The sequence below is a fragment of the Protofrankia coriariae genome (assembly GCF_001017755.1).
In the GTDB taxonomy this organism is placed as follows: domain Bacteria; phylum Actinomycetota; class Actinomycetes; order Frankiales; family Frankiaceae; genus Protofrankia; species Protofrankia coriariae.
The window spans coordinates 1-13,709 of record NZ_JWIO01000066.1; the positions used below are offsets into that span (position 1 = coordinate 1).

14 protein-coding genes (1 of these 14 running past the window's edge) are annotated in these 13,709 nt (G+C 68.4%); 3 read left to right on the top strand and 11 right to left on the bottom strand.

Translation table 11 applies throughout. From position 1 onward, the window contains the following. The 5 genes from FrCorBMG51_RS23120 to FrCorBMG51_RS23140 form a co-directional block, all read right to left on the bottom strand. On the bottom strand, positions 1-348 hold a 348-nt coding region (locus FrCorBMG51_RS23120), incomplete at its 3' end, for a hypothetical protein (protein WP_047225126.1). A 987-nt stretch (positions 349-1,335) separates the two neighbouring features. After that, positions 1,336-2,172, bottom strand: coding sequence for a hypothetical protein (locus FrCorBMG51_RS23125; RefSeq protein ID WP_235433846.1), 837 nt, complete (start codon positions 2,170-2,172; stop codon positions 1,336-1,338). A 72-nt stretch (positions 2,173-2,244) separates the two neighbouring features. Then, the gene (locus FrCorBMG51_RS23130; protein WP_476742241.1) at positions 2,245-3,051 is read right to left on the bottom strand and encodes a TetR/AcrR family transcriptional regulator; all 807 of its coding nucleotides are present in this window, start codon (positions 3,049-3,051) and stop codon (positions 2,245-2,247) included. A gap of 120 nt (positions 3,052-3,171) precedes the next feature. Next, the gene (locus tag FrCorBMG51_RS23135) at positions 3,172-3,933 is read right to left on the bottom strand and encodes a 3-hydroxyacyl-CoA dehydrogenase (RefSeq protein WP_047225128.1); all 762 of its coding nucleotides are present in this window, start codon (positions 3,931-3,933) and stop codon (positions 3,172-3,174) included. Positions 3,934-4,106: 173 nt separating this feature from the next. Then, positions 4,107-5,273 carry a thiolase family protein gene (locus tag FrCorBMG51_RS23140; protein WP_047225129.1) on the bottom strand — a complete coding sequence of 389 codons (1,167 nt, stop codon included), beginning with the start codon at positions 5,271-5,273 and terminating at the stop codon, positions 4,107-4,109. A gap of 708 nt (positions 5,274-5,981) precedes the next feature. Between FrCorBMG51_RS23140 and FrCorBMG51_RS23145 the strand changes: the two genes are divergently transcribed. Both FrCorBMG51_RS23145 and FrCorBMG51_RS34235 read left to right on the top strand, forming a co-directional pair. Continuing rightward, entirely contained in the window at positions 5,982-6,500 is a 519-nt protein-coding gene (locus FrCorBMG51_RS23145; RefSeq protein ID WP_052914971.1) for a TetR/AcrR family transcriptional regulator, read from the top strand. Further along, positions 6,467-6,613, top strand: a complete 147-nt coding sequence (locus tag FrCorBMG51_RS34235; protein WP_420848666.1) for a TetR-type transcription factor C-terminal domain-containing protein — start codon at positions 6,467-6,469, stop codon at positions 6,611-6,613. Before FrCorBMG51_RS23145 ends, FrCorBMG51_RS34235 begins: the two co-directional genes overlap by 34 nt. Before the next feature lie 49 nt (positions 6,614-6,662). Here FrCorBMG51_RS34235 and FrCorBMG51_RS23150 read toward each other — a convergent pair whose 3' ends face one another. From FrCorBMG51_RS23150 to FrCorBMG51_RS23170, 6 genes are all read right to left on the bottom strand, one after another. Then, positions 6,663-7,451 carry a TauD/TfdA dioxygenase family protein gene (locus tag FrCorBMG51_RS23150; protein WP_047225130.1) on the bottom strand — a complete coding sequence of 263 codons (789 nt, stop codon included), beginning with the start codon at positions 7,449-7,451 and terminating at the stop codon, positions 6,663-6,665. 329 nt (positions 7,452-7,780) lie between these two features. Next, positions 7,781-8,365 (bottom strand): GIY-YIG nuclease family protein, encoded by a 585-nt coding sequence (locus FrCorBMG51_RS33295; protein ID WP_052914972.1) that lies wholly within the window; start codon positions 8,363-8,365, stop codon positions 7,781-7,783. 24 nt (positions 8,366-8,389) lie between these two features. Beyond that, positions 8,390-8,854, bottom strand: coding sequence for a DUF779 domain-containing protein (locus FrCorBMG51_RS23160; protein ID WP_217699299.1), 465 nt, complete (start codon positions 8,852-8,854; stop codon positions 8,390-8,392). Further along, positions 8,854-9,627, bottom strand: a complete 774-nt coding sequence (locus tag FrCorBMG51_RS35190) for an aldehyde dehydrogenase family protein (protein ID WP_476742240.1) — start codon at positions 9,625-9,627, stop codon at positions 8,854-8,856. The genes FrCorBMG51_RS23160 and FrCorBMG51_RS35190 overlap by 1 nt, the downstream gene beginning before the upstream one ends. Positions 9,628-9,629: 2 nt before the next feature. Further along, positions 9,630-10,394, bottom strand: a complete 765-nt coding sequence (locus FrCorBMG51_RS35195) for an aldehyde dehydrogenase family protein (RefSeq protein WP_275452063.1) — start codon at positions 10,392-10,394, stop codon at positions 9,630-9,632. 213 nt (positions 10,395-10,607) lie between these two features. Further along, the gene (locus FrCorBMG51_RS23170) at positions 10,608-11,492 is read right to left on the bottom strand and encodes a helix-turn-helix domain-containing protein (protein WP_200902572.1); all 885 of its coding nucleotides are present in this window, start codon (positions 11,490-11,492) and stop codon (positions 10,608-10,610) included. An 878-nt stretch (positions 11,493-12,370) separates the two neighbouring features. On the opposite strand from FrCorBMG51_RS23170, the gene FrCorBMG51_RS32195 reads away from it, so the two are divergent. Continuing rightward, positions 12,371-13,709: the 5' portion of a toll/interleukin-1 receptor domain-containing protein gene (locus FrCorBMG51_RS32195; protein WP_476742242.1), read on the top strand. Its footprint extends 431 nt past the window's final position; 1,339 of the gene's 1,770 nt are visible here — the first part of the coding sequence; its start codon is at positions 12,371-12,373; the stop codon falls past the right edge of the window.

Genomic DNA, 13,709 nt, shown 5'->3' on the forward strand with positions numbered 1-13,709 from the left:
CTCGACCTCGACCGCCGTGACGTCGGTCCGGACGCCGCGCGTCGCCGCGGCCACCGTGACGTCGAGGACGGCGTGCACCGTCGGCGCGGCCGCGGACTGCCACGAGCCGGTCACCTGCCATTCCTGTCCGCCGCCGAGGGGCCGGGCCGTCACGGTGACCGGCAGCTCCGGCGCGAGTGCCGGGGCGAGCGCGACGAGGCGTGCGCTCACCCCCGAAACGTCGCCGACGGCGAGGTCGTCGAAGTCGTATGCCGCGTCGAGGAGCGCCCGGCCTGTCCTCGGCGGCAGGAGCGCGCCGAGTTCGGCGGCGTCGAGGAAACGCAGCAGCGTCCGGTCGGTGAACCTCATACCGGCATCGGCCCCGAGGGGAGTCCCCGCCCGACGAACTCGTTCTCCGCCGCACGGGCATCCGGTAATTCGGGACAAATAACCAGCGGGCCAGAGCCAGAGCCGCCGTTCGTCCGTGCGGGCACCGACACCAACTGGCCGATCTCCCGGTCACGTAGCGCGGGAGCCTGGCTCACGACCGATTCGCCGGGCGCCCGGACGGGCTTCTCGCCGCGCCGCGGGGAGTTCCCCCCGTCGCGCGGGATCTCGACGTTCCACCAAGTCACAGGGTAAGCCGATGTCATGGGAACCCTCCGCAGCGGAACGCCATGTGGGAGCGGAGCGCATAACACCACGGCCAGTGACCCCGTAGCTGTTCCTGTCGTCAACGCGACCGCCACAGGCGAGCAGAAGACCCCAAATCCGAAGGTAGGCGTCAACAAGGGGTGAATCACCCGGACTCGATGGCAGCGCCACTTTTCCACGAGGCCGAAGCTGATACGGCCGGCGAAATCAGCCGGTCATGGCGACGCATGATTTTCCCAGCATTTCGCTGAAGGCCACCAGCAGCTTTCGTCAGCTGCTGCCGGCTTCGCCCGTCCCAGCGCCCGCCACCGGTCTTCCGTTCATCCGTTGAACGAAACCGGGACGGCTACAGGAACGTCCGGGAATTCGCGATACCGAGGAGAAAGGCCGCGAGCACGGCAGGTCATTCCAGTACGACAACAGCGGTCCGAGCAGCGAGATGGATCAACCATTCAGACAGGACGGGGAACGCTCCGTCGGTATCGGGGCCGGGCTCCGGGACGGACGGCTGCCGACGCCCCGCCGGACGCGTACGCCTTGAGCGGGGCCGAAATTCCGGCAGGTGGCAAACTCGTCACACAGGCGACTCCGCCGGGGCAGATCAGTTGTAACTCTGACGGTGCCCGGTCTCGTCAGGCCCGGAGGGGCGCTGGCCCGGGCCGGGCCCCTCCGGGCGGTGGACGCGGTCACACCACGGTCAGGTCACACCAGCAGTGCGCGCTCGCGTGGCGGGACGGGCAGGCCGTCGGGCTCGGCGATCCCGCGGGGCCGGGGAAGGAACTTCGACGCGCCGTGGATGGCCAGCACGCAGAGGCCGATAGTGAGGAAGGTCGCGGCCCACACGAGCCCGCGGGAGAAGTCCTCGCCGTCCAGGTGCAGCGCGATGATGACGGGGCTGCCGATGCCGAAGTTCGCCCCGAACATCGTGACCGGGAAGGCGGCGAACAGCGAGGTCAGGCCCCACGGGCTGGAGACGCGCCGCCAGATCTGCACGGCCAGGACCGTGAACAGGACCGTCTGGGTGCCCTCGAGCACGCCGATCACGGCCGGGTAGTTCCAGATCCGCAGCTCGTAGGGGCCGTAGTAGGTGTAGACGTCGACGCCGGTACCGATCGTCTCGAAGACGCACGAGGTGAGGATCTCCGCCCCCCAGATCGCGAACAGCCCCTTGTGGCTCAGACGGCCCTCGTACATCCGCCGCCCCGCGTACAGCGCGACGGCGGCGTACAGGATGATGTAGCCGCTGTGTGACCAGTTGGGCTGCACGACCCCGAAGGCGCTGAAGTGCGACCACATCGCGCCGGGGTTGCCGGCGCTGTCCGCGTCGAAGAACCACAGGTCGAAGGCGACGTCGTACAGCGGCTCGGCGAACGCCCCGACGCCCGCCGCGAGCAGCGCGCAGAGATAGAACGGCGTCCGCTCCCTGCGCCACAGATAGATCGCGACCGCGATCATACCGAGTACGAGGGCCCAGCTCACCCAGGTGAAGATCGACTGCCAGAGCAGATCGAGTTCGTGTGACACCACGTCCTGCGGCATGCGTCCCAACGAGGACCTCCTTAGTCGGAGCCGTTACGGCCATCACAAATATGACGACCGTCACTCCGGACGTTAAGAGGCGTCACGGGAGCGAAGCCTCCCCTGGAAGGATGCACTCCCTCCACCAGGCGAGGGAAAAACAAAGGGGCGGCAGGCAGCCCCGACGAACATCCAGGACCCCACCAGGCGACGCGGGTTGCATTTTACGTCGATCTCCGTGGCTGGGGTTTCCCCGGTCACCGGAAAGTGTTGCGGGTGCCGGTGACCGCCCGCGGGCGGNCCGGTGACCGCCCGCGGGCGGCCGCGCTGGGCGCCGGCCGGCGGGCCCGGCCCGAGGGTGCGGTCGCCGGTGTGGCCGACCGTGCTCAGGCAGAGCAGGACGTAGCGTTCGGCGATCGCCTCCGGCGGCAGCGGCCCGTCCGGGGAGTACCAGGTGGCCACGCTCTGGCACATGGTCAGGACCGCCCGGCTGGCGTCGGCCGGGATGGGGGTGGCGAAGGCCCCCTGGGCGACACCCGCCTCGACCGTGTCGAGCAACATGTGCTCCAGATAGTCACGCAGCGCGACATACCGGGCCCGGTTCTCCGGCTCGAGGCTACGGATCTCGGTGTCGAGGAAGGCCAGCCCACGGCGGTTGGTCATGTAGAGCACGACGCACTCGACCATGGCCGAGAAGCGGGCCACCGGTTCGTCGCCGGCCTCGGCCACCGCGGCCCGGCAGCGGTCGAGAACGTCGCGGATGGAGGTTTCGATCAGGGTGACCAGCAGGACCTGCTTGTTCTCGTAGTGGTAGTACAGCGCCGGGACGGTCACCCCGACCCGGCGGGCGATGTCGCGTACCGACGTGCCGTGGTAGCCGTGCTCGTTGAACGCCTCCATGGCGTGCCTGAGCACCGGGTGCAGGTTCAGCGGCGGGTATTCGCGCCACCGCTTCGCGGCACCGGCGGCCGCATCCGGTGCCGTGTTCACGCGGGACTCCTCAAGGAATCACCAGGGAATTCATCGGGGGGCCATGCGGATGGCGCCGTCCAGGCGGATGACCTCACCGTTGAGCATGGGATTGTCCACGATGTGCTGGACGAGGGCAGCGTACTCCTCGGGACGGCCAAGCCGGCTGGGGTGCGGTACCTGCGCACCCAGGGAGTTACGGGCCTCCTCCGGCAGCGTGGCCAGCATCGGGGTCTCGAACAGGCCGGGGGCGATGGTGACCACCCGGATCTGCCGGTTGGCGAGGTCGCGGGCGACGGGCAGGGTGAGGCCGACGACGCCGCCCTTGGACGCGGAGTAGGCGGCCTGGCCGATCTGGCCGTCGTAGGCGGCCACCGACGCGGTGTTGACGATGACACCGCGTTCGCCGTCGACGGGGTCGTGGGCGGCGATGCGGGCGGCGGCCAGCCGGATGACGTTGAAGGTGCCGATCAGGTTGATCTGGACGACGCGGGCGAACAGCTCCAGCGGGAGCGGGCCGTCCTTGCCCAGCACCCGGCCCGGGGTACCGATGCCGGCGCAGTTGACCGCGACGCGTATCGGGCCGAGCTGCCCGGCGGCGTCGAGGGCGGCGGTGACGTCCTGTTCGCTGGTGACGTCGGCGGGGGTGAAGACGGCGCGGTCCCCGAGCTTGGCGGCCACGGCCACGCCGTCGGAGGACGGCAGGTCCACCAGGGCCACGGACGCGCCGGCGTCCAGCAGCCGGTGCGCGGTGGCCAGGCCCAGACCGGAGGCCCCGCCGGTGATGAACGCGACACTGCCTTCGATGTTCACGGAAGCTTTCCTCTCACAGAGTCCGGTCTTTCCCTGGCGTGTCGGTGGGCCTTCTACCCACCGACACGGAAGAAATATGATGGCGACGCTCGCGCCCCCGGTAGCCCTTCTTTCTCCCGGCGGCGTTCCATTCGCCTTACAGGCGTTTACAGGCGTTTACAGGCGTCAGGCGTTTACAAGCGTTCGATGATGGTGGCGTTGGCCATCCCACCGCCTTCGCACATGGTCTGCAGACCGTACCGGCCGCCGGTCGCCTCGAGGTGGTTGACCAGGGTGGCGAGCAGCCGGACGCCGGAGGCGCCCAGGGCGTGGCCGAGCGCGATCGCGCCGCCGCGGGGGTTCAGCCGCTCCGGGTCGGCGGCCAGTTCGCGCTGCCACACCAGCGGGACGGGCGCGAACGCCTCGTTGACCTCGTAGGCGTCGATGTCGTCGATGGACAGCCCGGCGCGGGCGAGGATCTTCTGCGTGGCCGGGATGACGCCGGTGAGCATCAGCACCGGGTCCGAACCGGTGACGGCGAAGGCGTGGAACCGGGCCCGGGGACGCAGGCCCAGCCGGTCGGCGGCCCGGGCGCTGACGATCAGGGTGGCCGAGGCCGCGTCGGTGAGCGGGGAGGAGTTGCCCGGGGTGACGTGCCAGCCGATCTCCGGGAAGCGCGCCGCCGAGGGGACGCCGAGGAAGGCCGGCTTCAGCCCGGCCAGCCCCTCCACGGTGGTGCCGGGACGTACGGTCTCGTCCACCCGGTGGTCGCCCACGGGCACGATCTCCCGGTCGAAGCCGCCGGCGGCGGCGGTGGCCGCGGCCAACTGGTGGGAGCGGGCCGAGAACGCGTCCAGGTCCTGGCGTTCCAGCTTCCAGCGGGCGGCGATCAGTTCGGCGGACACCCCCTGCGGGACCAGGCCCTCGGGGTAGCGCTGGCCCAGCAGCGTCCCGGTGGTGTCCTGCCCCTGCGCCGGGTAGCCCATCGGTACCCGGCTCATCGACTCCACACCGCAGGCGATGACCACGTCGTAGGCGCCCGCGAGCACGCCCTGGGCGGCGAAGTGCACCGCCTGCTGACTGGAGCCGCACTGGCGGTCGACGGTGGTGCCGGGTACCGACTCGGGCAGCCCGGCGGCGAGCAGCGCGCTACGGGTGATGTTGGCCGCCTGCTCGCCGGCCTGCGAGACGCAGCCGCCGATGACGTCGTCGACCAGGGCGGGGTCGAGGCCGGTGCGTTCGATGAGCGCCTGGAGCACGCCCGCGAGCAGGTCCACCGGGTGAACGGCGGACAGCGCCCCGCCCGGCTTGCCCTTACCGGACGCGGTCCGTACCACATCGACGATCACAGCGTCGCTCATCCTGCGCTCCTTTCACCGGTCGGGGCGACCCGTTCGCTGTCGCCCCTCCCCTGGACCTTCATGATCCCTCGCGCAAACCACGATCATTTATTTATCGATCGATAAACAGGCACGCTAGGCTCCGACGACCGCGTTCGTCAAGCTGCGGCGATCCCGGCACCAGTAGCCACGATATGCCTATTGAACAGCCAGAAGGCATGATCGAAATGAACATGCGGAAGTTTTCTGGCCGCAGGGGATTGACCCTCCACTCCGCCGGTCCTACCGTCCACTTCCGTCTTCTTAGCGATCGGTAAACAAGATTTTTCCGTTCCGATCGAACACCCCGATCGAGGAGTTCCACGGTGGAGCGCACACTCTACGAGCAGGACCACGAGGACTTCCGAGCCGTCGCCCGGGAGTTCGTCGCCCGCGAGGTCATTCCCCACCAGCAGCGCTGGGACGAGGAGTCGCTGGGACGAGGAGTAAAGCCACCACGTTGCCGTTCCGCGACCAGAAATGCTTCGAGACGTGATGTCGCGACCGACGCTCGGGCCTTGTTCATCCGCATTCATCCGTACCCGGCCAGGACGGCGATCGCCCGGGTACCAAAGGCCGCGGCGGCGTCGATGACCAGCCGGTGCTACCTTCGTTCAGAGCCAACCCCTGTTGCGCCGACACCGCCGCCGGTCCTTACCAGGGAGTGTTCCGCCGGAGGTTACTGGAGGCATGGCCAACAGCGGCATCGAAGCACGGCGCAAGGCCGCCATCCAGGACGGCAGCGCCAGCTACGTCGCGCGACGCAAGGAGATCATCCAGACGGCCGCCCACGTCTTCAAGGAGCGCGGGTTCGCAGCCACCCTCCGCGACGTCGCGGAGGCTCTGGGCGCTGACCGCGCCTCCCTCTACTACTACGTCGGCAGCAAGGACGAACTGCTCCAGGAGATCGTCCGCGAGGCGCTGGCGCGGGACATCGAGGTTGCGGAAGCGGTCAGGAACAGCGACTCAGGCACCGAGGACAAGATCCGGGCGCTTATCACGTCGATGGTCACGGGCTACGCCGAGAACTACCCCCACATGCACGTCTACATCGAGGACCTCGGGCGCATCGCCCGCCAGGACAGCGAGTGGGCGAAGCAGGTGATCCAGCAGACCCGGGAGACTACGAGGCGCTGGTCCTGTCGATCCTCACCAGGGGGCGCGACGACCTTCCTCTGGACGTCTCCGCAATGGCGCTGCTTGGAATGATCAACTGGATGTACCGGTGGTACCGGCCCACCTTTCACAGCGGCCCGGAAGAAATCGCGCGCACCTTCGCGGAACTGTTCCTCAACGGATATACGCCTCCCAGCGGGGCCTGAATGGCCGCGGCACCCGGGTTCCGGGTCCCGCGCGCCGCTCGTCCGGGAGTCAGCCTCCGATGACCTTGCGATACACGCGCGGGCCGTCGTAGTCGTTCACCGCGTAGTGCCACGTGGCCTGGTTGTCCCAGATCACGAAGTCCCCCGGCTTCCAGCCGAAGCCCACGGTGTAGTTGGGCGAGGAGGCATGCGCCAAGAGGAACGGCAGGAGGGCTTCGCTCTCGGCCGGGCCGATGCCGGTCAGACGGAGGGCCGACGAGCTGAGGAAGAGCCCCTTGCGGCCGGTGTGGCGGTGTGTGCGCACCACCGGGTGCTCGATGACCCCGGTCGTCGGCGGTCGGTCGTAGGTCCCGTCCCCGGGGTAGTCGCTGTACACGGCGCTGACCGATTCCAGCAGTCGCCTGAACGGCTCGGACAGGCCGTCGTACGCGGCCTGCAGATCGGCCCACAGTGTGCGACCGCCGATCTCCGGCACCACCTGATAGGTCAGCGACTCGATGGTGAACGGCGGATTCCGCCAGATACCGCCGACGTGCCACCTCGCGGCCCCGCCGGCCTTCTCGAGGTTGAAGACGTACACCAGCCGGTTGTCCTCATGGCGGTACAGCCACTTGGGGTGGTCGAACGGCTCGTCGAAGATCCGTACAGCCTCTACATGCGCGTCTGGCGACAGGTGCTGGTCGCGAAGGACCAGCACCTTGTACTTCCAGAAGTCGTCGCGCAGGGCTTCGGCGGTGGCGTCGTCGACGCCGCTGGCCAGGTCGACACCGACGATCTCGGCGCCGAGAACGGGGCTGGCCTGGCGGACCTCGTAAGGCGCGGTACGGGTGGCGGTCATCGTGGCCCCCTCTGCGTGTGATGTAGACAAAGTCTACTATCTCGATAGGGTTTACGGGAATCCATGTCGAAACCGGCCCGGCCAAGAAGAGACCATGATCGGCATGGTTCCTTACGTTAGGGATCCGCAGCCGTTCACAACCCTGCCCGTGAACGAAACCGGGGTGACTTCAGCGAACAGTCACATTTGTGGTGTTCGTGAAGATTCACCGTTTTTCGTCAGCTCGAGCCGACGGACCTGCCGTCTGTTCGTAGTCGTCCGCCGGCGTCCGTTCACGTTGCTGTGAGCGGTAACCGTCGGCCGCCCGAGATGTGGATGTCCAGCGACAGCTACTCGCCGACGGTGCGGCCATCCGTCGCCCTGAGCCGGAAGGCGGCGCGGATGTCGCGCAGCGGCTGCCGGTAGGGGTGGTCTCCGTTGTCGTCGCCGTTGAGCGGCGGTCTCATAGCGCCGATCACAGCAGTCTCGACCGCGGCTGGTTCGTCCCTGGTTATCCAGGAGACGGACAGGTGCGAAACCTGCCAGCGGAGAAGCCAGGCAAGCTGTGCCGGCGGCAGCAGGACCTTCTTCGCCATCCTGTACGGAGTCAGTTGACCATCGGTCACAAGGTGTGCCGCGAGCGTGAAACGGAAGGTGGAGGAACCGGTGTTCGCGCCGAGATGCTGCCCCACGACGCGTTGCCGGAGGCTGACCTTCGCGATGCCGACGTACAGCAATCCGAGGGGCAGGGAAGGATGAGCCGGTCTCGGTATTCCCGGAAGCGCCCCTGGAACAGCCCACCATGCGTACAGGCCGGGCTTTCCCGGGACGGTTCCCGGGTCGGAGCCGGCAATGCTGCCCGCCGGTACGGGCGCTGCGCACAGTGCCTGACAGACATCTTCCGCGGTCAGGAAGCCGCCATTCGGACCGTCCACCCTGTCAGTGGACCACGGGCGGTTTCACTGCCCGCCCACCGGCACGTCCGCGCCGGTGGGCAGCGACGCTTCGGCGCGGACCTGTTCGGACTCGGCGTCGGTGAACAGCCTCGAGCGCAGCAGGAAGCGCACGCCCAGCGGCGCTTCGAGGGAGAACCCGCTGCCCCTGCCAGGCACCACGTCCACCGTGAGGTGGGTGTGCTGCCAGTAGCGGTACTGGTCGGCGCTCATCCAGAACGGCGTGTCACAGGCAACCCGGCCAAGCAGCACGTCGGCGCCGCCGACGCGGAACTCGCCGCGCGGGTAGCACATCGGGGCACTGCCATCGCAGCAGCCCCCGGACTGATGGAACATCACCGGGCCGTGTGTGTCGACCAGTACGCGCAGGACTTCCTCCGCGGCCGGGGTGAGCCGCACGCGCTCGGTGCGCCTCCCCCGGCCGTCTCCCTGGCCGTCTCCCTGGTCGACTCCCTGGTCGACGAGGTCCATCAGAAGAAGCCGAGCTTCTTCGGCGAATAACTGACCAGCAGGTTCTTGGTCTGCTGGTAGTGGTCCAGCATCATCCGGTGGGTTTCCCGGCCGATCCCGGACTTCTTGTACCCACCGAACGCCGCGTGCGCGGGATAGGAGTGATAGTTGTTCACCCATACCCGACCGGCCCTGATTTCCCGGCCGAACCGGTACGCGGTGTTGATGTCCCGGCTCCACACCCCGGCACCGAGACCGTAGAGCGTGTCGTTGGCCAGCTTGAGCGCCTCGTCCGGCGAGTCGTACGTGGTCACCGACACGACCGGACCGAAGATCTCCTCCTGGAAGATCCGCATGTCGTTGGTGCCACGGAAGACTGTCGGCTCGACGTAGTAGCCGCCCTCGAGGCCGTCGACCTTGCGGGGGCTGCCGCCGGTGAGGATCTCGGCGCCCTCCCTGATGCCGATGTCGATATAGGAAAGGATCTTCTCGTACTGATCGTTGCTGGCCTGAGCGCCGATCATGGTGGCGGGATCGAGCGGGTCGCCGCCCACGATCGCCCTGGTCCGCTCGATGCAGCGGCCGATGAACTCGTCGTAGATCGAGGAGGCGATCAGCGCGCGGGACGGGCAGGTGCATACTTCACCCTGGTTCAACGCGAACAGGACGAAACCCTCGACGGCCTTGTCCAGGAAGTCGTCGTCGACGGCCAGCACGTCCGGCAGGAAGATGTTCGGGCTCTTGCCGCCCAGCTCAAGGGTCACCGGGATGATGTTCTCGCTGGCGTACTGCATGATCAGTCGCCCGGTGGTGGTTTCACCAGTGAAAGCGATCTTGGCGACCCGGCCGCTCGAGGCCAGCGGCTTGCCCGCCTCGNGGCCAGCGGCTTGCCCGCCTCGACGCCGAAGCCGTTGACCACGTTCAGCACCCCCGGCGGCAGGAGGTCGGCGATCAGCCCGACCACGAGCAGCAGGCTGGCCGGAGTCTGTTCGGCAGGCTTGATCACCACACAGTTGCCGGCCGCCAGCGCGGGCGCGAGCTTCCACGCGGCCATCAGGATGGGGAAGTTCCACGGGATGATCTGACCGACCACGCCAAGCGGTTCCTGGAAGTGATAGGCGACCGTGTCCGCGTCGATCTCTCCGATGCTGCCCTCCTGGGCTCGCACCGCCCCCGCGAAGTACCGGAAGTGGTCCACCGCGAGCGGCAGGTCGGCGGCCAGCGTCTCGCGGACCGGCTTGCCGTTGTCCCAGGTCTCGGCGACCGCGAGCTTCTCCAGGTTCTGCTCGATCCGATCCGCGATCCGGTTGAGGATGTTGGCGCGTTCGGTCACCGATGTCCGGCCCCACTTCGCCGCGGCGGCGTGCGCGGCGTCCAGGGCGAGGTCGATGTCCGCGGCGCTGGAGCGGGCGACCTCACAGAACACCTGACCGTTGACCGGCGAGGGATTGGCGAAGTAGCGGCCCTCGGTCGGGGGCACCCACGTGCCACCGATGAAGTTCTCGTAGCGCTGGGCGAACTGAACGATGCTGCCCTCGGCGCCTGGCGGGGTGTATGCCATGAGTGCGCTCCTGGCCGATGTCGTCCACCGTCATCGGGTGGTCAATGTGTGATGTAGAGCACCCTGCACACGTGAGGTTGGCGAAAGGTTGGTGGCGACGGCCGGCTGCCCTGGCATGTTTCGGAAGTCGTCGTCCGATCAGGAAACCGCGCCCAGCTGGGATGAACCGACCGGTGCCAGATGGGATGAACCGGTGTCAGTGGGAGCGGTCGCTCACTCGCGCAACGCGGCCTGAAGCCGGGCAGCGACGATGCCCCGGCGCGCGTCGTGCGGCGGCAGCAGTCGGTGTGCGTACTCATGGACCTGCGCGTCGAAGGGATGACGCTGGCCATAGAGCAGAGCGAGCTCCGCCTGCTCGGAAGCCAGCACCGCATCCCGCACGGCCACCGCGAGGTGCTCGCGCCACATCGTGATACCCGGTGCTTCCGAGTGCGGTAGCAGCGGCGCCGTATAGCGGCGCACAGCGGCAGGAGCGTCCCTGTCGGCAAGGGCGTCGAGTACATCGGCAGCGTCGCAGGAGATCGGCGCGGTCAGCGCGTACCGGCGGTTCGTCAGCGCTCCGCCGAGGGTCCGACGCAGGTGGGACACCTCGGCCTTGAGAGTGGTGGCGGTGATCTGCCGATCACCGTACAGGGCCGCGCGCAGCCCCTCCGGAGAGAAGCCGTCCGCCTCCAGCGCGAGCAGCGTGAGGATCTCCAGCTGGCGCGGTGGCAACCGCAGGGGCACACCGTCGCACAGCGCCGTGCCGCTGCCGAGGCAACTCAGCCGCACCCCGGGCGTGGCGGCCGTGACCGACCCGGAGGGACGCAGCCGCGACTCGATCGCGGTTACCAGCGTCCGTACGGTGGACATGGCAAGTGGGTGCGAACGGTTCCAGGTGGTGGAGAGATCCAGCACGCCGAGCGTCTGCCCGTTGGGGTCGCGGATCGGCGCCGACCAGCACGACCATTCGTGGAGCGCCTCAACCAGATGCTCGGCGGAGAACACGCTGGCCGGCCGCCCGTAGTGAAGCACGAGTGACATCGCGTTGGTGCCCATCGCCCGCTCGTCCCACCGGCTGCCCGGCGCGAAGTTGACCCGCTCGGCTCGCCGCCGCATNGCTCGGCTCGCCGCCGCATCACCCGCCCACCGCAGGTCCACAACATCCCGCCGGACTCGTCGGTGACCCCGACGATGAACCCGGCGTCGTCGGCGATGGCGCGCAGTTCGTCGCCGAGCTCACGTATCGGTTCACGCAGCGGGGAGTCCCGCCAGATGGCCGCGGGATCCAGGTCCTCAGCCGAGGGCGCGCTGTCCCGCGCCGGGTCCACGACGCGCACCGAGCGAGCCCAGGACTGCGCGACGAGCGGTCGCAGCACGGCGCCGTCCTGGCGCGTGGTGATCCACCTCGCCCACTCCCGCTCGAGCGTGCTGCGCTGGTGCCGCAGGCTCGAATCCCCTGTGGTCACGGCTACTCCCGGATCGACCACGAGCGCCCGTACACTGACCCGCCGCTCATCATCCGCCGCTCATTCCGGGCGGGCAAAGATCGTGTTGACGCTACACCTCGAAGTCGATGCGGTCCAGGTCAGTCCGCATGGCGGGGACGCCAGGCATGACAGGGATACGTGCGGGACTCCGAAATCCGGGTTTCAGCCTGTGAACTGGACTTTTACGGTTGACATGATCGCCTGCTGTCGGGCGTACGGGCCCGGTTCACAAACTCCTGCCAGGAACCTGTCCGTTCTTCACCGCGCGGATCGCCCCAGCCAATAGAGCAAACGTATTCGCGACGGCCATACGGTTAACGACGCAGAGTGGTGGGACGGGTGGACCCGAACCCACGGCCGACAGATTGTGAAAATCTTCCGTGGTCCGTCCGCCCGCGTCGATGACTGGTCGGCCAGGCGACAGCCCGCGGCTTGTGCGGTGGGTGGTAGTGGCATGCTGGAGAGGTGACCAGGGGAGGCGACGAGGCTACCGAGCCGGACTTCTTCGTGTCGTATACAGGGGGAGACCGGGCGTGGGCCGAGTGGATCGCCTGGGTGTTGGAAGACGCCGATTACCGGGTGGTGATCCAGGCCTGGGATTTCCGCGCGGGAGCGCACTTCGTGGAAGAGGTGCAGCAGGCGACCGCGCGGGCCACCCGGACGGTGGCGGTGCTGTCGGCGGCCTATCTGGAGTCGGCGTTCACGGCGCCGGAGTGGCAGGAGGCGTGGCGGGCGGACCCGTCGGGTCAGGCGCGGAAGCTGTTGGTGTTCCGGATCGAGCAGTGCCCGCGGCCGGGTCTGCTCGCCCAGGTGGTCATGGTTGACCTGTTCGGTATCCGAAAGGACGTGGCACGCCGCGCGGTGCTCGCCGCTGCCGCGGGCAGGCGGGGAAAGCCGGCTACAGAACCGGACTTCCCCGGTGGCCCGGCCGGTACGGAGGTGGCGGTGGGCGCTCCGGTGTTCCCGCCGGATCTGCCGGCGATGTGGAACGTACCGGCCCGGCTGGCGAACTTCGTCGGCCGTGAATCGCTGCTCACTCAGATACATGACCGACTGGCGGCGACGGGGTCGGTGGCGGTGACCGTGCTGGAGGGAATGGGTGGGGTCGGGAAGACCGCGCTCGCGGTCGAGTACATCCACCGGTATGCCGACGCTTTCGACCGGGTGGGCTGGGTACCGGCCGAGCAGCCGGAGCTGGTCGGCGGGTATCTGGCGGGGTTGGCCTCGATGGTGGGCCTGTCCCAGGATGCGGAACCGGCCGCGGTGGTGGCGGCGTGGGCACGCCGGCCGCGGTCGCTGCTGGTGTTCGACAACGCCGACGACCCCGAAACGGTCAAGACGATCAAGGGGCTTCGCCCGTCACCAGGGGCGGGCCGGCTGCTGGTGACCTCTCGGCGGCGGGGCTTCACCGCTCTCGGCGCAACGGTCACCGTGCCGCTGCTGCCACGGGCCGAGGCGATGTGCATCCTCACCGACCGGTTCCCGGCGCTGGATCCGACGGTCGCGGATCAGATCTGCGACCTGCTGGGGGACCTGCCGTTGGCGGTCGAGCAGGCCGCCGGCTATCTCGACCAGACCGGCACTCCACCAGAGGAGTACGCCGAACTCCTCGCCAAGCATCTCGGCGACATGCTCGCGGAAGGGGAGGTGGCCGATCGGCCGGGGGTCACCGTCGCGGTGCTGTGGGAGCTGTCCGTGCGCCGGCTGCGCGATGAGTGCCCGGCCGCGGTGGAACTGCTGGAACTGTGGGCGCTGTGCGCCCCGGAGACGATCCCCCTCGATCTGTTCGGGGATCCGGCAGGGTTCGACGACGGGCCGCTGAAGAACGCGGCCGCCAGTCGGGCGG

Bases quoted from the DNA above. Each gene is read 5' to 3' on its own strand.
- FrCorBMG51_RS23125 (WP_235433846.1), bottom strand. From the start codon at position 2,172: ATGCCGCAGGACGTGGTGTCACACGAACTCGATCTGCTCTGGCAGTCG.
- FrCorBMG51_RS23140 (WP_047225129.1), bottom strand. From the start codon at position 5,273: ATGAGCGACGCTGTGATCGTCGATGTGGTACGGACCGCGTCCGGTAAG.
- FrCorBMG51_RS23145 (WP_052914971.1), top strand. From the start codon at position 5,982: ATGGCCAACAGCGGCATCGAAGCACGGCGCAAGGCCGCCATCCAGGAC.
- FrCorBMG51_RS23150 (WP_047225130.1), bottom strand. From the start codon at position 7,451: ATGACCGCCACCCGTACCGCGCCTTACGAGGTCCGCCAGGCCAGCCCC.
- FrCorBMG51_RS23160 (WP_217699299.1), bottom strand. From the start codon at position 8,854: ATGGACCTCGTCGACCAGGGAGTCGACCAGGGAGACGGCCAGGGAGAC.
- FrCorBMG51_RS35190 (WP_476742240.1), bottom strand. From the start codon at position 9,627: ATGCAGTACGCCAGCGAGAACATCATCCCGGTGACCCTTGAGCTGGGC.
- FrCorBMG51_RS23170 (WP_200902572.1), bottom strand. From the start codon at position 11,492: ATGCGGCGGCGAGCCGAGCGGGTCAACTTCGCGCCGGGCAGCCGGTGG.